This is a genomic window from Nonomuraea sp. CA-143628, assembly GCF_050942315.1.
Classification (GTDB): Bacteria; Actinomycetota; Actinomycetes; order Streptosporangiales; family Streptosporangiaceae; genus Nonomuraea.
The window spans coordinates 1,563,164-1,580,246 of the sequence record NZ_CP192072.1; the positions used below are offsets into that span (position 1 = coordinate 1,563,164).

General features: G+C 67.6%; 19 protein-coding genes. 12 read left to right on the forward strand and 7 right to left on the reverse strand.

Annotated elements, in window-relative coordinates:
• Positions 1–64 precede the first annotated feature (64 nt).
• Both ACQP2T_RS07255 and ACQP2T_RS07260 read left to right on the forward strand, forming a co-directional pair.
• Positions 65–634, forward strand: coding sequence for an RNA polymerase sigma factor (locus ACQP2T_RS07255; protein ID WP_433515422.1), 570 nt, complete (start codon positions 65–67; stop codon positions 632–634).
• A 5-nt stretch (positions 635–639) separates the two neighbouring features.
• On the forward strand, positions 640–1,194 hold the full coding sequence (locus ACQP2T_RS07260; protein ID WP_433515423.1) for a hypothetical protein: 555 nt from the start codon (positions 640–642) through the stop codon (positions 1,192–1,194).
• Between the two features lie 392 nt (positions 1,195–1,586).
• Here the strand turns inward: ACQP2T_RS07260 and ACQP2T_RS07265 are convergent, their stop codons facing one another.
• Entirely contained in the window at positions 1,587–1,805 is a 219-nt protein-coding gene (locus tag ACQP2T_RS07265; protein WP_433515424.1) for a helix-turn-helix domain-containing protein, read from the reverse strand.
• On the opposite strand from ACQP2T_RS07265, the gene ACQP2T_RS07270 reads away from it, so the two are divergent.
• Positions 1,804–2,922 (forward strand): MFS transporter, encoded by a 1,119-nt coding sequence (locus ACQP2T_RS07270; RefSeq protein ID WP_433515425.1) that lies wholly within the window; start codon positions 1,804–1,806, stop codon positions 2,920–2,922. The two genes, ACQP2T_RS07265 and ACQP2T_RS07270, sit on opposite strands and share 2 nt — an antisense overlap.
• Positions 2,923–3,006: 84 nt before the next feature.
• Here ACQP2T_RS07270 and ACQP2T_RS07275 read toward each other — a convergent pair whose 3' ends face one another.
• Positions 3,007–3,774: an SDR family NAD(P)-dependent oxidoreductase gene (locus ACQP2T_RS07275; RefSeq protein ID WP_433515426.1), complete on the reverse strand. Its 768-nt coding sequence runs from the start codon at positions 3,772–3,774 to the stop codon at positions 3,007–3,009.
• Positions 3,771–3,902, reverse strand: coding sequence for a hypothetical protein (locus ACQP2T_RS07280; protein WP_433515427.1), 132 nt, complete (start codon positions 3,900–3,902; stop codon positions 3,771–3,773). The genes ACQP2T_RS07275 and ACQP2T_RS07280 overlap by 4 nt, the downstream gene beginning before the upstream one ends.
• A 334-nt stretch (positions 3,903–4,236) precedes the next feature.
• Between ACQP2T_RS07280 and ACQP2T_RS07285 the strand changes: the two genes are divergently transcribed.
• The 8 genes from ACQP2T_RS07285 to ACQP2T_RS07320 all read left to right on the forward strand — a co-directional run bounded on the left by ACQP2T_RS07285 (position 4,237) and on the right by ACQP2T_RS07320 (position 12,737).
• Positions 4,237–4,842, forward strand: a complete 606-nt coding sequence (locus tag ACQP2T_RS07285) for a TetR/AcrR family transcriptional regulator (protein ID WP_433515428.1) — start codon at positions 4,237–4,239, stop codon at positions 4,840–4,842.
• A 345-nt stretch (positions 4,843–5,187) separates the two neighbouring features.
• Entirely contained in the window at positions 5,188–6,258 is a 1,071-nt protein-coding gene (gene add / locus ACQP2T_RS07290) for an adenosine deaminase (protein ID WP_433515429.1), read from the forward strand.
• Between the two features lie 11 nt (positions 6,259–6,269).
• Positions 6,270–7,349 (forward strand): ABC transporter substrate-binding protein, encoded by a 1,080-nt coding sequence (locus ACQP2T_RS07295; protein WP_433515430.1) that lies wholly within the window; start codon positions 6,270–6,272, stop codon positions 7,347–7,349.
• Entirely contained in the window at positions 7,346–7,951 is a 606-nt protein-coding gene (locus ACQP2T_RS07300; protein WP_433515431.1) for a helix-turn-helix domain-containing protein, read from the forward strand. Before ACQP2T_RS07295 ends, ACQP2T_RS07300 begins: the two co-directional genes overlap by 4 nt.
• A gap of 91 nt (positions 7,952–8,042) precedes the next feature.
• On the forward strand, positions 8,043–8,780 hold the full coding sequence (locus ACQP2T_RS07305) for an ABC transporter ATP-binding protein (protein ID WP_433515432.1): 738 nt from the start codon (positions 8,043–8,045) through the stop codon (positions 8,778–8,780).
• 10 nt (positions 8,781–8,790) lie between these two features.
• A complete protein-coding gene (locus ACQP2T_RS07310; protein ID WP_433515433.1) occupies positions 8,791–10,395 on the forward strand; it encodes an ABC transporter permease in 1,605 nt (534 codons plus the stop codon).
• Positions 10,396–10,482: 87 nt separating this feature from the next.
• Positions 10,483–11,733 carry an ABC transporter substrate-binding protein gene (locus ACQP2T_RS07315; protein WP_433515434.1) on the forward strand — a complete coding sequence of 417 codons (1,251 nt, stop codon included), beginning with the start codon at positions 10,483–10,485 and terminating at the stop codon, positions 11,731–11,733.
• The gene (locus ACQP2T_RS07320; RefSeq protein ID WP_433515435.1) at positions 11,730–12,737 is read left to right on the forward strand and encodes a Gfo/Idh/MocA family oxidoreductase; all 1,008 of its coding nucleotides are present in this window, start codon (positions 11,730–11,732) and stop codon (positions 12,735–12,737) included. The genes ACQP2T_RS07315 and ACQP2T_RS07320 overlap by 4 nt, the downstream gene beginning before the upstream one ends.
• A 116-nt stretch (positions 12,738–12,853) precedes the next feature.
• Here the strand turns inward: ACQP2T_RS07320 and ACQP2T_RS07325 are convergent, their stop codons facing one another.
• Both ACQP2T_RS07325 and ACQP2T_RS07330 read right to left on the reverse strand, forming a co-directional pair.
• The gene (locus ACQP2T_RS07325) at positions 12,854–13,012 is read right to left on the reverse strand and encodes a hypothetical protein (RefSeq protein WP_433515436.1); all 159 of its coding nucleotides are present in this window, start codon (positions 13,010–13,012) and stop codon (positions 12,854–12,856) included.
• Between the two features lie 17 nt (positions 13,013–13,029).
• Positions 13,030–13,602, reverse strand: a complete 573-nt coding sequence (locus ACQP2T_RS07330; RefSeq protein ID WP_433515437.1) for a dihydrofolate reductase family protein — start codon at positions 13,600–13,602, stop codon at positions 13,030–13,032.
• A gap of 219 nt (positions 13,603–13,821) precedes the next feature.
• Between ACQP2T_RS07330 and ACQP2T_RS07335 the strand changes: the two genes are divergently transcribed.
• Positions 13,822–15,030 carry a hypothetical protein gene (locus ACQP2T_RS07335; protein WP_433515438.1) on the forward strand — a complete coding sequence of 403 codons (1,209 nt, stop codon included), beginning with the start codon at positions 13,822–13,824 and terminating at the stop codon, positions 15,028–15,030.
• A gap of 270 nt (positions 15,031–15,300) precedes the next feature.
• On the opposite strand, the gene ACQP2T_RS07340 is transcribed toward ACQP2T_RS07335, so the two are convergent.
• Together ACQP2T_RS07340 and ACQP2T_RS07345 are read right to left on the reverse strand one after the other, a co-directional pair.
• The gene (locus ACQP2T_RS07340; RefSeq protein WP_433515439.1) at positions 15,301–16,422 is read right to left on the reverse strand and encodes an erythromycin esterase family protein; all 1,122 of its coding nucleotides are present in this window, start codon (positions 16,420–16,422) and stop codon (positions 15,301–15,303) included.
• Positions 16,419–17,006, reverse strand: coding sequence for an NADPH-dependent FMN reductase (locus tag ACQP2T_RS07345; protein WP_433515440.1), 588 nt, complete (start codon positions 17,004–17,006; stop codon positions 16,419–16,421). Before ACQP2T_RS07345 ends, ACQP2T_RS07340 begins: the two co-directional genes overlap by 4 nt.
• Between the last annotated feature and the right edge of the window lie 77 nt (positions 17,007–17,083).

Below are 17,083 nucleotides of genomic sequence, written 5' to 3' on the forward strand. Positions count from 1 at the left end.
AATGCATCGCAAGCTTCGGTCAAGTACATGGTGTAAGCACTGTTGAACGAAGGGAGCCCAGCTCGTGCGGCCCGACCAGGAGGAACCGGCGGACCCGTTAAGGCGGACGGAGGCTTTCGAAGACTTCTACCTGCGGCACTTCGACATGATCACGCGGTTCGTCGCACGGCGGACAGCCGACCCGCACACGGTGGCCGACCTCACAGCGGAGGTATTCCTTGCGGCCCTGCACTCCCGGCACACCTACCGGCCAGGACGAGGCAGCGAGACCGGATGGCTGTACGGGGTTGCGCGCAACGTGCTGTTGGCCCAACGACGCCGCAACGAGCGCGAGGCACGCGCCGTCGAACGGATCGTCGCGCGCCGGCTGCTCGACGGCGACGACATCGCCGACCTGACCGATCGCATCGACGCCGAGGAGCCCGCCCGGCGTGCACTGTCGGCCATGGCCGACCTGCCGGAAGGGGAACGGGCGTTGCTCGAGCTCGTGGTCATCGACCAACTGACGGTGGCAGAGGCGGCCCAGGGCCTGGACATCAGGGTCGGGACGGCCAGAGTCCGGCTGCATCGCGCCCGCCGGGCTCTGCGGAAGGTACCCGGCGTAGCGGAAGCTCTCGTGACGGAAGGACTGTGATAGCGGTGTCGTTCAAGGACAAGCTGCTCGAGGAACTGCGCGCAGAGGCCGCCACGATCTCCTGGGAACCCCGGCCGGCGCATCGGCCCGCACGCCGGCTGGTGGCTGCGGCAGGGCTGGCCGCCGCGGTGGCCGCGGCGATGGCGGTCGCCGTACCGCTGGCGTCGGAAACGCCGGCGTTCGCTGTCATCAAGAATCCCGACGGGACCGTCACCGTGCGGATCAACGAGTTCGTCAGGCCCAAGGACCTGGAGAAAAGGCTGCGAGAAGAGGGTGTGCCAGCGGTAATCGACTATGTTCCTTACGGTCAGGCCTGCCGCCAGCCCCGAGGCCAGATCGTGCCGCAGCCGAACCGGATGCCGCTGAGACAAGCCGAGGACTCAAGAGACTTCTGGATCGACCCGAAGGATTTCGGGCCGGACGAGACGCTTGTCGTCCAGATGCATTCCGCCAACGGCGACGTGGCGAAGAGCAACGGAGGCAGCGTCTCGGTCATTCGCGGATCGGTCGCCCCTTGCGAACTCGTTCCAGCTCAGTTCAGCGGCGTAGATCGCGAGTGATTCAGCTCAAGGCACCCGCTCGAGTACGGGCAGACGCGGCTGGTTCAGGAGCCACGGAGCGGGCGCCCGGGAAGGCCCGGGTGGTGTCAGGGCGCTGGTGGAGGTCGGAGTTCGCGTCCGACTGGCTTTCCTCTCCGACATGGATCGGCTCGGCGAGGCCGCAGCACAATGTCATACGTGAGGCGATCAAACGTGAACTGAACCTACTCCCCGGAAACGATCGCCCCTGAGTAGGGAAGCGATCGTCGAAGTAGCTCTCGCGCCGCAGGTCAGCCGTGCTCGTGAACACGCCTGATCACGCTCGTTCAGACGTTGTCGCCGTACCACGCCTGGCAGATGCCACGGCAGCGCGACCGGCTGAGCTGGAAGATCCCCCGGCAGCAGGAGCTCCATCAGCGCGGCCAGGCCCGCTGGCCGGGCGTGTGACCCAGTTCGTCGCGCATGACCCGGGTCAAGTGGGACTGGTCGTTGAACCCGAGTCTGATCGCAAGCGCGGCGAGGTCGGTCTCGCCTTGGTCCATGTACGTCAGCGCGCGACTGACCCGCACGCGGTTGTGGTCCGCAAATTTCTTCAAGACCGAGCGGGCACGTACGGCAGATGCTGGATGCATGATCGCTCTTGCTCCTCCGTCGATGACGGCTGCCCGCCGGGGCCGGATGCTCGCCGTTCTGCTCACCGGGCAGGTCATGGCGTCCATGGACGGTTCGATCGTGTCAGTGGCGGCGGAGACCATTCGTGACGAGCTCCACGCCGACGGTGCCGCGATCCAGCTGATCGTGTCGGGCTACCTGTTGACCACCGGTGTGCTCCTGGTCACCTGTGCGCGGATCGGTGACGTTGTCGGACAGCGACGTGCGTTCTTGCTCGGGCTTGGCTGGTTCACCGGCGCTTCGCTGCTGTGCGGCCTGGCTCCAGACGCGACCGTGCTGGTGCTCGCCCGCATCGTGCAAGCCATGGGGGCGGCGCTGCTCACCCCGCAGATCTTCGCGCTCATCCAGGTGCACTGGGAGGGTGGGGCACGCCGTAGGGCGATCGGCCTCTACAGCATGGTGCTCGCCTTGGGAGTCGCGCTGGGGCAGGTCATCGGAGGGCTGGTCGTCAGCGCCGACCTCGTCGGCCTATCCTGGCGGCCCGTCTTCCTGATCAATATCCCGATCGGCGTGATCTTGCTGGTTGTAGGCCCACGCCTGCTGCCGAACTCCCGCACAGACGCGCAGGCGCGTCTCGACCTTGGCGGAGTGGCGGTCCTTACCGTCGCCATGACCGCGGTCACTGCCCCGCTCATTTTCGGCCATGACCACGGCTGGCCTGTATGGGCATGGACCTCGCTGGTGTGTGGCGCAGCGCTGCTGGTGGGGTTTGTCCGGTATGAGACCAAAGCGCGGCATCCGCTGCTGGACCTGGCGGTGCTGCGGCCGAACGGGGTGAAGCCGGGGCTGACGGCCTGCTGGATCATCATGGGCTGCTACACCGTCTTCCTGCTCAGCCTGACTCTCCACCTCCAAACCACGCTGGGGTATTCGCCGCTTCAAGCGGGGCTGGCGTTCGTCCCGTACGCTGCTCGCCGGGGTGACCGCCGTCGCCGGGCTTGGGAGCGTCTACTTCGCAGCGTCCTCCTCCGCCGACGGTCTCCTGCGGGTTGTCACCGGGGTCGCTGTCCTGCTCGCGATCGGGACGACGTGCGCCATCCGGGTCGCATCGGCTTACCGGGCCGCGGACACGGCTGAGTAACGTTCGCCTTGGTGAGGATCTGGCCGGGCAGGTTGCACGCGTTGCCGGGCACCTGGCGCCCGCAGGACGGGAGCAGGCCGTCAGATGGCGTGGTAGCCGCCATCGACGGGGACGGTCAGCCCGGTGATCCAACGGGCCTCGTCCGAGAGCAGGAAGGCGACGACCGCAGCCACGTCCTCGGGCGTCGGGAGCCCGGGGATGGGCGTCTGCGTGGTCAGCAACCGCTCCATGGCCTCCGGGTCGGGCGCCTGCGCGATGTGCGCCTCGACCAGCGGGGTGCGCACAGCCGTGGGCGCGATCGCGTTGACCCGGATGCCCCGGTCGGCGTACTCGATCGCGGCGGAGCGCGTGAGTCCGACCAGCCCGGCCTTGCTGAAGCTGTACGGCGCCATGTTGCGCTTGCCGGACAGACCCGAGCTCGACGAGGTGTTCACGACCGCACCGCCTCGGGAGGCGACCATGGCTTCCAACGCCGAGCGCAGCACGTAGAAGGCACCGTCAGCGTTGATGCCCATGACCCGTGCCCAGGTCTCGTCGGTTGTGAGGTGCACCGGTGTCTGCTCGCCGACCACCCCGGCGTTGTTGAACAGCAGGTCCACGCCACCGTGTGCGGCCACCACCGCGGCGAAGGCCTCGCGTACCTGGGCAGCGTTGCTCACGTCGACGACGTACGGCACGCCGCGGGGGAGTGTCGCGGCCACCTCCTCCAGGCCGGCCGCGTCGACGTCCAGCAGTGCGACGTGGGCCCCCTCCTCCGCGAGCCGCTCGGCCACCGCCCGCCCCAGCCCCGATGCGGCGCCGGTGACCACGGCCACCCGGTCGTCGAACCTCGCTCTCCAGTGCGTCATCGTGCGGTGAACCCCCCGTCCACGGCGTAGAACGCCCCCGCTTCCGAGCCTAGCCACGTGACGATCGATGCGACCTCATCAGTCGTCCCGAGTCGGCCGGAGGGGTTGAGCTTCTCCAGCGTGCGCATGCGCGCTCCTCCCGCCAGGGGTCCGGCTCCCGGCTCCGTTCCGCTCACGCACCGCTCTCTTCCTGGTCCGAACCGCAGAATCAAACTGAACTCAAGTTAGTTAGCGACGGGCGGCGCGTCAACGGGCGCCTCCTCGGCGCCCCGCGGTGCAGTCCGTGGCGCGCGAGGTCAGACGGACCGGGGCGTTGTACGTCCTGGTCGACAACGCGGGGTTGGGGCAGCCTGGCGTCGGTGGGGGACGAGACCGTCCAGCACTACAAGCGCATCGTCGCCGTCGACCAGACCGGGACGTGGCTGGGCATGAAGCACGGCGGTCCCCATTACCCTTGGCGCCATGGCTCGCACACTCTCCTCGATGAGCGATGGGGAACTCGCCCGCCGGCGGATCTTGGATGCGGCGCACGCCGTATTCGCTGCCCGTGGGTATCGCGCCGCGACGCTTGACGCGATCGCGCGACGTTCAGAACTGTCACGCGCCGGTGTGCTGCACCATTTTCCCAACAAGCAGGCGATCCTTACGGCCCTGCTGGATGAACGCGACGTCGATCTGGCGATGGAGACGGATGCCGCCGCCGACTCGGTGGCCACACTGATCGCCGGCGTGCGGGCGAGGCTGAGCCGGATCCTCGAGGGTCGCGATCTGATCCTCCTCGCTCATGCCCTGGCGTCCGAAGCCGTGGATCCGGAACATCCTGCTCACGATTGGCTGGTGAACCGTTCGCGCCGTCTGCGGGCCGCACTCACGGTGGCCTTCGAGACGTCGATCGCCAACGGCGAACTCAAGCCGGACGCTGATCCCCGGATGCTGGCCGCCCTGCTGCTGGCGGTCATCGAGGGTCTGGAGACGCAGTGGCTCGCAGACCCTGGCGAGGTTGACGTCGAGGCCGGGGTCGCGCTGTTCGACGAGTTGCTGCAAGGGCGCATCGCAGCGCGCCCGTAGGTCGTCGATGTCCAAGCCCGGTTGGGCGCTTCCTACTCCTTTCGGTACAGACCTACCAACATGTCGGTCTGTTCTGGCATGATGTCGGAACCCGGGTCACTCGGCCCGCGCTGACATCGCTGGATTCACCGGAAGGTCGCGGGTCCCCGCTCCGTCGCCAGCGATCTTCGGCAAGCATTTTGTTAAGTGTCACTTGATCTTCGATGGCAGGGTAGATCGCGCAGCAGTCCATCATGCCTGGCGGTGGAGCACTAATGGCTCCTCTGGATAGATCATTAAAACGTTTTATTGACACGAAGTTCAGTGTCACCTAATCTCGTGCAATCTCAACGAGGAGGAGATGACGTGAGTGCAGAGCCCAACCCGACAGCATCGCCCACTCGGCAGCCTCTGAGCGCGGAATATCTCCGCGCGCTGCCGAAGGCCGAGGTGCACTGTCATCTCGAAGGATGCGTGCCTCCGGAGATGGCCCGCCGTCTGGCCAAGTGCCACGGCGTCACCCTCCCCGCTGGAGCGCGTGACGGGGGTGACCGGTATCTCTTCCGCGACTTCGACGAGGGGCTCGAGATCTACGTCGCGGTGTCGAACTCGATGCAGACGCGGGATGACTTCAGGGCGGTCACCTATGAAAGCCTTCTCGCCGGCGCCGAAGGAGGGCTCCGATACCGCGAGATCGCCTTCAACCCGCAGAACCATCCCGAGCTGAGCTACGCCGAGATGATGGACGGGATCCTCGCCGGCGCGCGCGAGGCCCGGGCCGAGGCGGGCGTCGAGTCGCGGGTCATCGTCGCGATCAATCGCGAGCTGGGTGGCGAAGCGGCGCTCAACCTCGTCCGCGAAGTGCTCGCGCATCCTCACGATGAGGTGGTGGCGATCGGCCTCGACTCGAACGAGTTGGCGGGGCGGCCGTCCGAGTTCGTGGCCGCGTACGACCTGGCCCGCGAGGCGGGCCTCAAGCTGACGGCGCACGCGGGAGAGCACGGCGACCCCACCGAGATGGTGGAGTGCCTGGACCTTCTCCGGGTGGACCGCATCGACCACGGATACGCCGCACTGCTTGATCCCGACCTGCTGTCGCGCACCGTTGCTTCGCAGATCCCCTACTCGGCGTGCTGGTTCATCGACTACCCCGAGCTCGAGGTGGAGGGCCGACGCCGCGATGTCGCGGCGATGGCCGCGGCCGGGCTGAACATGTGCCTCAACTCCGACGACCCGGCGCTCATCGGGCCGGAGCTCCATGAGGACTTCATCGATGCGGCCGCGCATCTCGGATGGACCGTCGAGGACGCCGAGAAGTACGCGTTGGCCGGTCTGGACGCCTGCTTCGCGGACGACGCCACCGTCGACCGCCTTCGCGCCGAGTTCCGTGCCGAGCTTGAGCGTCTCCGCCCGGTCGCCTACGGCTCGGACGAGTAAGGACAACGACAATGACCGATCAGCTGAATTCTCCCGGCGGCGCGATGTCGCGCCGCGGGCTGCTGGGGCTCGGCCTCGCCACCACGGTGGGCTTCGCGCTCGCCGGTTGTGGAGCATCGACGAGCACTGGGGCGGGCGCCCCGGCCGCCGGCGGTCTAGGTCAGCTCCAGTACGCCTTCTCCTGGCTGTACGACGTGACACAGGCCGGTCCGTACATCGCAGACACGAAGGGGTACTACAACAAGGTCGGCTTCTCGTCGGTCAAGTTCATTCCGGGCGGCCCGTCGGCGGTCTCTGTGCTGACCCAACTGGCAAACGGAACCGCGCAGTTCGGTGTCTCGTCGCCGACGGAAATCGTCGCAGCGAATCAGAACGGCGCATCGTTCCGGGTCATCGGCGCGATGTACCAGAAGACGCCGTCCTGCATCGTGTCGCTGCGGAGCAACCCCATCACGACGCCGGCGGACCTGAAGGGGAAGACGATCGCTGTTTCCAACGCGGACAAGCCCGCGGTGGAGGCGTTTCTCGCCGTCAACGGCCTCAAGTCCTCGGATATGACGATCGTGCCGTTCCAGTACGACCCTGCCCCCTTGGTCGCCGGTCAGGTGGACGGGATCATGGACTACTCGACGAACTCTCCGATCAGTCTCAAGCAGTCCGGGCACGACCCGGCCGTGATGATGTTCGCGGACTTCAAGTACGCCACCATCACCCAGACCTACGTCGCCTCGACGGATCAGATCTCCAAGAACCGGACGATGCTCAAGGCGGCTCTCCGTGCCGACATCATGGGCTGGAGAGCCGACATCGCCGACCCGAAGGAGGGCGCGAGTCTGGCCGTGAACAAGTACGGCAAGTCGTTGAAGTTCTCGCTCGAGAACCAGCTGGCCTGCAATCAGGCGGAGATCGCCCTGATCAGGACCGCCGACACCGAGAAGAACGGCATCCTGACCGTCACTGAGGCGCTGCAGAAGGAGACGGTGGAGACGCTCGCGCTCACCGGCGTTCACACGACCGTGGACAACCTGTTCGACATGTCCCTGCTGGCCGAGGTCTACAAGGAGTACCCGGAACTGAGGACGCTGTCGTGACCGAACACAAGGACACGGGCGACCAGATCCAAGGGAGCGAGGCCGACGACTTCGCGCGCGACGTCGGAGCGGCGGTGCGCCATCGGCGTCAAGAGCTGGGTATGGCGAGCAAGGATCTCGCCGCCCAACTGGGAGTGTCGGCGTCGTTCATCACCCAGCTGGAGCAGGGCCAGTCGTCGATCAGCCTGCCCCGGCTGTACCGCCTCGCCGAGTTGCTGGGCACCACGCCGAACGGTCTGCTTCCTGTCAGCTCCACGTCGATGCTGATCACCCGGGCCGGAACCGGCCAGGAGATGCGAGCGGGGAATCGCGACGATGCCCAGCGGTCGCGGCTCCTGACGCGGGGCAGTTCAGGGCTGTCGCTGAAGGCGCACCACTATCTCATCGAGCAGGCGGACCCGCCGCAGGACTGGTTCGAGCACGAGGGTGAGGACTTCGTGTACGTGATTCGCGGGCATCTGCGCGTCGAATTCCTGCGCGGCCGCCCTGTCGATCTCGGCCCCGGCGACGCGCTGAACCACGACGGTGACATCCCCCATCGGTGGGGACTCGGGAGCGACGAGCCCGCCGAAGTCCTCATCGTCAACAACTTCCAACACTGAGGGCGAGGGACCCCGAATGCGTGCGCAGGTAGACCAATCGCCCACGAAAACGCCCGCTGGAATCCAGCTTCACGAAATCACGAAGACCTTCATGGCGAGGCGGCAGCGCGTCGACGCTCTGGGCGGCGTGAGTCTCACGGTGGACCGAAACCAGTTCGTGAGCCTGATCGGTCGATCCGGGTGCGGGAAGTCGACGGTGCTGCGCCTTCTCGCCGACCTGGATCGCCCGACCGCCGGCAGCCTGTCGATCGATGGTCAGAGCCCCTCGGTCGCCCGCAAGAGCGGTCGCCTGGGAGTCGCGTTCCAGGACTCCGCGCTGCTGCCGTGGCGCACCGTCACGGACAACATCCGGCTTCCGCTCGAAGTGGCGGGCCGGCGGCCCGATCCGGCGGCCATCCAGGACGTTGTCGAGCTGGTGGGGCTGCGGACCTTCGAGAAGGCGCGGCCGAACCAGTTGTCCGGTGGGATGCGGCAGCGGGTCTCGATCGCGAGGGCCCTCGCCTTCGAGCCGGACGTCCTCCTGCTCGACGAACCGTTCGGCGCACTCGATGACATGACCCGGCAGCGGCTGAACCTCGAACTCCAGCGGATCTGGACGGAGCGGCCGGCCACGACACTGCTCGTCACCCACGGGATCTCCGAAGCGATCTTCCTCTCCGACGTGGTCGTCGTGATGACGCCGCGACCCGGCCGCATCCTGCGCACGGTCGCGATCGACCTGCCGCGACCCCGAGTGCCGGAGATGATGCGCGGCCCGGAGTTCCATCGTCTCGTCGACGAGCTGAGTGAGCTGCTCTTCGAGGACGACGCGACCGGGCAGAGCGCCTGAGATGGCCTCGATGGACACGACTCAGGGGCTCCCGTCGACGGGGCGACCCGCCAACGGATCCCGGCGCGCCGAGCGCCAGGTCCCGAGTGCCGTGTGGACACTCGGGGGATTCGCGCTCGCCATCGGGCTCTGGTGGCTGGTCGCGCTCTCCGGGCTTCTTCCGTCCGGCTCGGTGCCGACGCCGCTGAGCGTGGCCGAGGATCTGATCGGGAATCTCTCGTTCTACCTCGCCAATGCCGCCCCCACCCTCGTGACGGCGCTCGAGGGTTTCGCCATCGCCGCTGCCATCAGCCTCGTGTTCGGTGCGGTCGGATCGCTGACCGGGCTGCTCGAGCGCGCCGTCTCGCGCGTAGCTCTCGCGATCTACTGCCTGCCGCTGCCGGCGCTCCTCCCGTTGATCTCGAGCCTTGAGGGCCCGGGTCAGCCCACGAGGATCACGATGGCGGTCCTGTTCTCGTTCTTCCCGATGCTCGTCGGGGTGATCACGGGTCTTCGTGCCACGCCGGCGGACATCGCCGCGATCGTGCATTGCGCGGGCGGTGGTCGTCTGCAGATCCTCCTCAAGGTCGGACTCCGGTCGGCGCTGCCGAACATCGTGGCCGGCATGCGCATTGCCGGCCCGGGGGCGCTCCTGGGGGCTCTCGTGGCCGAGTTCAGCGGCGCCGACAACGGACTGGGCGTGGTGCTCGTGGTCAGCCAGCAGAAGCTGCAGACCGCACAGACCTGGGGCGTCGCCATCGTCGCCACCGTGATCGGCGGCCTCCTCTACGTGGCGGCCACGGCGATCGGCCGCTGGCTGCACGTGGACCCGGTCGAGGGCCAGACCTCGTTCGGGGCGGTGCCCGGCGCCGGCCTCCCGGGGCGTGTGGCCGAGTTCCTCACGCCCGCCGTCGCGCTGATCGTGATCTGGGTCGCGATCATCCTGTTCGGGGGTGCGAGTCCCCTCGTCTTCAAATCCCCGCTCGACGTGCTGAACTACCTGGTCAGCAATCCGACTGCCGCCGCGCACCGCAGCGCGTTGGCGACGGACTGGCTGATCACCATGCGCGACAGCGGCATGATCTTCGGAGCCGGCATGGCCGCGGCGATCATCGCCGGATGCGTCCTCGTGAGCTTTCCCGTCTTGCTGCGTCTGGGTCTTCCGCTGCTCATCGCATCGCAGTGCGTTCCGCAGATCGCCTTCATCCCGCTGCTGGTCGCCATCTGCGGTCGAGGACCCGCGTTCATCATCGTCACGGGACTTCTGGTGGTCTTCTTCCCGGCGATGATCGTCATCGTCACGGCGCTGGAGGAACGGTCGCGATCCACCCTCGAAGTGGTCAGCGTCTACAGCGGTGGCCGCTGGGCGACCCTCCGGTTCGTCAGGATCCCCGGAGCCGTTCCGGGAATCCTGAACGCCGCGCGGATCAGCATCCCGCTCGCGCTTTTCGGCGCGCTCGTCGCCGAGTGGCTCGTCACCGGGAACGGGATCTCGCAGGCCATGACGACCGCCACGACGACCTTCGACTACACCCGGCTCTGGGCAGACGTGGTCGTCGTGACCGTGACCGTGATCGTGCTCTATGAGGTCGTCGCCGTCCTCCATGAACGTGCGCGCCGACGGTTCCCGGTCTGACGACAGTCGCGTACCCGGAACCTCCCACCCTCCGCCCGGCCCCTCTAAGGCACGCAGGCCGAGGCATTGCAAAGGAGACATCACAGAATGGTCCGTTTCATCGGCCCCGACAACGACGCGTACGTCGCGAGCCTCACGAGGCACGTCGATGAGTACGAGGAACTAACGGGCGAGACCGTGGCACTCGAGATCATCCCCGAGACGGATTACGTGACGAACACCCTCGACGCGCTGCGCAGCCGGCTTCGCGGAGAGTCCCCGCCGGATGTGTTCGTGTCGGGACCTGTTTCGATGTGGAAGCTCGCCGGCGAGGGCATCGTCGAACCACTCGACGCCTACCTCGACAAGTGCGGCGACGACTACCGGCCGGACGACTTCCTGCCGTCCTTGCTGGACGCCAACCGCTGGACGGGGCGGCGGGGGGACCCTCTCGGTGCCGGTCCCTTGCTGGAGATCCCGGTCAACTGGGAGACGTACAACCTGGCGTACCTGCCGGACGTGCTGGAGCAGGCAGGTCTCAGCGAGCCGCCGTCGACGTGGGAGGAGTACTTCGCCGCGGCAGCGCGGATCGCGGATCGCGTACCCGGCGTCCGCGGCTTCGCCCAGCGCGGCACCGACACCTGGCACACGATGTACACCGGCTACGCGACCCAGGTCTGGTCGTACGGCGCGAGCGACTTCGACGACACGGGCCGCAGCGCGCTCGCCAGTCCGACGATGCTCGCGGCGACCCGTGACTTCCTCATGTCGGCGCGCGCGTCGGGGCCGACGCGGTTCCCCGGCGGGCACTGGCTCGACGTCGCCCGCGACTTCGCGGCGGGCCGGTACGGCATGATCGTCGATTCCGACCACTACGTCGCCTTCTTCGAGGGAGCCGACTCGGCCGTTCGCGGGCGGGTCGCGTACACCAGGCCGCCGCTGGGACCCGGAGGCGGGCGAGAGGCGAACATGTGGACCTGGTCGCTCGTGATGAACAGCGCCTCGGACGACAAGGCCGGCGCATGGCGGTTCATCGAGTGGGCCAGCTCCCCGGCCTTCCTCGCCCGGGCGGCACAGGAGGGCAACATGAACCCGACGCGGCAGAGCACATGGGACGACGACGCGTTCCGCACCGCGGCCTCCGGGTGGAACGGCTTCGGTGACAACAGCCTCGAGATCCTCCGGACGACCGCCCGAGTGCTGCCGACGCCCATGCCGGAGTACCTCGATGTCGCGAGCATGTGGTCGGCGGCCATCGTGGAGGCGTACGGGCAGCCGGATGCCCTTGAGCGTGTCTTCAGCGAGACCGCGAGCCGCATCGATCGGCTCCTGAGCGGGGATCGGGCGAGCGCGTCGTGAGGGTCGGTGTGGTGGGCGCGGGCCGGCACGCGAACAACGCCTTGTACCCGTCGATCCTCGAGGCCGGTCTCGATCTCGTCGCGGTCTGCGCCCGTACGCCGGAGCGTGCGGCGATCACTGCCGGACGCTGGGGCGCCGATGCTCACCACACCTCGGTCGAGGACATGCTCGCGGCCGGCGGTCTCGACGGGGTAGTGGTCGCCGTCCCGCCGGCCGCCTACCGGCCGATCCTCGCCCAGTGCATCGAGGCTCGGATCCCGGTCTTCTGTGAGAAGCCAGGCGGGCAGTCCGCGTCCGAGCTCCGGGAGTTCGCCGCCCTCGCCGCCGAGGCACGTACCGAGGTCGTCGTCGGGTACATGAAGCGGTTCGCGCCGGCGTACCAGCGTGCTCGGGAGGTGATCGGCTCCGCGGGCTTCGGCTCTCCCTCCCTGGCGCATTTCACGTTCGCGATGGGCCGCGTCGACGAGTATCTAGCCGATCTTCGCCACTACCTGATCGACAACCCGGTGCACATGATCGACCTGGCACGGTACCTCGTGGGGGAGATCGACGAGATCTCCGCAGTCCTGAATGTCGTGCCCACCGTCGGCCTCAGCGTGAGTCTCGTCGCCCGGACGGAGGGAGGTGCGACGTGCTCGTTCGACTTCTGCACGACTGCCTCCTTCGCGCATCGGGGTGAGTTCGTCGAGGTCTACGGGCGAGGAGAATCCGTGCAGGTCGACAATGTCGACACCTGCACCTATCGTCGCGCCGACGGTCCAGCGGAGGTCTGGCGTCCCAACTACACCCTGCCGACGCCGTCGAACTCCGGCTGGACCGTGATGGGTTTCGTCCCCGCCCTACAACACTTCCGAGATGTTGTGGCAGGACTCGCCGACAACCGGTCCGATCTGGGGAGCGCCGCGCGGACTCTCGAGACCACCGAACTCGTCTGGCATCGGCTCGAGTCATCGTCCATGCCGGAGGTGTCCACCTCCAGCTCGTCGACGCGAAGGAAGAAGTAGGAATCCACTGAGCTGAACGTCTCACCGCCTAGTGACCATGTTCCCGAACTGGTCGCGACGACCGGCCCAAGAGTCGAGGGGGCGATGACGTAGCCCACCGAGCGGCGCCGGCTCGATCAGTATCCGCTGCGGCGAGGGGCGGCGGTCGGGCGGCGGGAGGGATTGGTCCGGCCCGTGGGCTTGAGGTCGCGCGCCAGGTGTTCGTGCCGGTGCGGCGATCGGGCCTGGTGGTCGTTCTTGGCCCAGGTGATCGAGGCTGGGAGTTTGATATGCATGCTTCTTCCTTTTGGTGCTAAGCCCTGGTGAGCCAGGTGACCTGGGCGCCGTTGTCGAAGGACTCGCGCCGAGTGGGGGCGAACAGGGTGGGGCGGAACTGCCCGGAGAACATGGGGATGCCCGTGCCCGCCACCACGGGGTAGCTCTTGAGGATGATCTCGTCGATCTCCGGGAGCAGGGAGGCGGCGAGCCTGCCGCCGCCGCAGAGGTAGATGTCCATGCCGGTGTCCTCGGTTTTCAGCCGCCGGACGAGCTCGATCGGGTCGCCGGTCTCCACCTGCACCGTTGGGTCGTCGATCGTCAGCGTGCTGGAGACGACGTACTGGCGCAGGTGGGAGTACGGGCTGGTGGTGGGGACGTCCAGGGCCGGCTCGTAGGTGCCGCGGCCCATCACCAGCGTGTCGAAGACCTTGTTGGGCACGCCTTCCAGGCCGACAAGCTTGCGGACGTGGGTGGGGAGCGTCTCGGGGTAACGGTCGTTGATCCAGGCGGCCATCTGGTCCGACACGGGGTAGAAGTCGAACTCGACGTTGGGGCCCGCGATGTAGCCGTCGAGTGAGACGCCGATGTAGTAGACCAGCCTTCGCATATTGATCAACTCCTGATGTAGTACTCTGCTTGGAGTGGTTAAAACGTAGTACTACAAACGGAGTGGTGTCAAGCGTCGAGGGAGTGCCGAGCGGCGGCAGGCGCTGATCGACGCGGCGACTCGACCTCGGTGGTGCTCCTCTGCCTTGCTCTGAACTGGCTCGGCGATATTTCTGGAGAAATCGGATTGCGCTGGGAAAGGCGGGAAGGATGGCCGAGCATGACGATCATGTGGCGTGTGGCGGCAATGGCGGCCTTTCTGGGTGTGCTGGCGGCATGTTCGGGTGAGACGCCCGAGGGCGTACGGTCCCCCACGCCTGCCGTCTCTCCGGCGACCGCCGGTCCTGCCGCGCCCACCACGTCGTCAACAGCGGGTCAACCGATCGAGCAGTCCAGGCGGTGGAAGGACATCAAGGTCCCGAAGCTCAAACGGGCCTCGGGGATGATCAAGGTGAAGGCGCTTGGACGGCGTGACGCGTGGGCCATCGGGTTCGAAGACGGCGCGGAAGACAGCGAGGGCGTGGGCGTCCTCCTGCGGTGGGGCGGCTCGGCCTGGGCCCGTGTTCCGCTCCCGTGGAAGGACGAGGACGGCCTCCGCGCGCTCGACGTGGACGGGCAGGATGGCGTCTGGATTTCCGCTGGTTCCAAGATCGCCCGACGAAGTGGCGGCCGCTGGACGACCTTCGAGCCGTTCGGAATCGCCGAGAACTATTTCTTCTACGACATCGCCGTGGACAAAGGCCGTGCTGTGCTGCTCGGTGACGGCCCCGAAGGCCCCTACGCCGTCCGCTGGGACGGCAGGAAGTTCTCGCTGAACTCGGTCGGCGACGGCGGCAGGATGAACGCGGTCTCGTTGAAGAGCGGTCACATGTGGATCGTCGGTGCCACGGACCACTTGGAATGCCAAGGGGTCACAGCGGCGATCTGGCACACGGACCCGGTGCACACCAACTGGTACATGGACGACGGGCTCGTCCCCAACGTACCCGGCGGGGTGCTCAAGAGCGTCTGGCAGATCGACCCGGACGACGTGTGGGCCGTGGGAGAGCTCTCCCCAAGCGAACAAGAGCGGGACTCCCAGTCGGGCAGATGCATCGACAAGCCCAAAAGTGATGTCCCCCCTGTCCCGCTCGTCATGCACTGGGACGGCGCCATCTGGAAGCGGGTGAAGCTGCCCGCCTGGAATGTCTCCCTGACCAGCGTCACAGCCGCGGGCAAGAACAATGTGTGGGCGAGCGGCGTGGGCCCTGGCGGCGAAATCGCCTTCCTCCACTACGACGGCGTGAAGTGGACCCGGGAGGACCGCCGCGTCCCTGCTGCAAGCTACGTCAACACGACCACGATCCCGGGAACGCCTGACCTGTGGGCGGTGGGCACCATCGACGAAGGGAGAGACGATGCGCAGGCGTTCATCCTCAGGCGGCGTTAGCCCGGCCGATCTCGTGGGAGGGCCACACCGCCACCGGGGTGGCCTGGGTGGCCCGCGTCGTCGGCGAGGCCGTCTCGCCTGCTCACGCGCACGCTGCCCGCTACTTCGCCCGGCCCGACATCACGTACGTGCCCATCCACGACTCCGCGCTAAGCGCTGACACACCCCCGGATCCCGGGGAAGTGATCACAACGCTCGCTCGCCCCGTCCGGAGCCGGCCATGATGACGACGACCTCGTTCACCGGTACATCGGACTCCTCGGCGCACCTCTACGCCGTCAACCAGTGCACGGGGGACACCTGGCGCAGGTGGACGAGCACGTCGAACGCAGCGGGCAGGGAGGCGACGGCGAGGTGTTCGGCCGCGTCCCTGGTGGGGTCGTAAACGCCGCTGATGACGCGTACCTTCATCGGCCCGTCCCATCCGCCGTCACGCAGGTCGAGCCAGTGGGCGGGCTGGTTTGTGGCGCCGAGGCGGGCGTCGAGCCAGTCCGAGGCCGGTTCCGGGACGGTGACGGCACCGAGGTCGCCGTGGTGGAAACCGATCGCCGCAGAGACGTAGCGCGTGCCGTAGTGGTCGCGCAGCACACTGCCGACCGTGGGCTGAGGGCCACGTTCAGGCGCCAGGCCCAGGGTCGCCGGAGCGGCTGAAGTGTGCGCGATGCCGTCCCAGTAGGCCACGCGGCGGCCGGTCCGGTGCTGGTGGTCGACGATCGTGTCGGCCCAGGTCTGGGAATCGCCGGCATAGTTGTCGCGTCCGGCGACGCTGCGCTGGTGGAAGTCCACGATGAGACGCATCCGCTCCAGGACGGAGCCGGAGGACAACTGCTCGATGATCGCGAGTGCGTCGCGGGCGTGTTCGGCGAAGGGGCGGCCCGGGTGCAGGCCTCTGGCCCGCTGCACGTGCTCGTCGATCTCATGTGCGGTACGGATCGACTCCAGGTGTACGGCCAGTTCGGCCAGCCGGTGCGGGGCGGCCCGGCGAACGTGCTCCATGATGACGTCGTAGTCGGCGGGCTGCGCTTGGGCGGGTTTGACCCCGAAGATCCGGACCGGGTCGTCCGGGTTGCCCTGGTTGAAGGCGCGGATCCACTCCAGCGCCGCGGCCATTTCGGCGGTGCGCCAGGGCCGCCAGGCGCCGGCCAGGGCGGATCGTGCCGTGCCCGCGCCCCTGGTGACGTACGCGTCGAGGGCCGCCCCGACGGAGGCGTGGTCTTGTACGGCCAGCGCGCGGAAGCCGTGCCCGCGGACGAGGCGGCGGAAGAGCTGGTCGCGCACCTCGAAGGTCTCGTGAGCGAATCTGGTGGACTCGCCGAGTCCGGCGACGGTCGCGCCGGTGGCGATCGCGTCGGCCAGGTCGTCGAGCGCGGTCTCGGTCGTCAAGGCGGTCATGCCGGAGCTCCTTCACGGATCGGTTCGAGCGCCCGCGACCAGGCGACGACGTCGTTCAGCAGGGCAGTGAGGGCGGAGTGCTGGTGCGGGCCGGGAGTGAAGTCGCCCGGCTCGGTGGGGGCGGAGAAGGTGAAGTCGTGGTGCAGGGACAGCGCCACCTGGCTGCGTACGGTGGCGACCTTCAGCTCGGCCAGGATCAACCGGAGGTGCTCGACCGCGCGGGTCGCGCCATGCAGTCCGTAGCCGACGAAGCCGGCCGCCTTGTCGTTCCACTCGGCGTAGACGAAGTCCAGGGCGTTCTTCAGCGCGCCGGGGATGGAGTGGTTGTACTCCGGTGTGACGAACACGAACCCGTCGTAGCCGGCGACCGCCTCCGCCCAGCGGATGGTGTGCGCGTTGCCGTACAAGCCGGACGCCGGCGGGTGCGGCTCATCCAGCAGCGGCAGGCCGAAGTCGGCGAGGTCGATGATCTCGAAGTCGACCGTCGGCTGCTCCCGCGCGGCGACTTCGGCCACCCACTCGGCGACGGCGCGGCCACGGCGGCCGGGGCGCGTGCTGCCGACAACGATGCCGATCTTGGTCATTGACGTCTCCTCAACAATGGGGCGTTGCACCGATCGGTGCAGACATTACGTCGATCGGCGTAGCGAATGCAAATGTC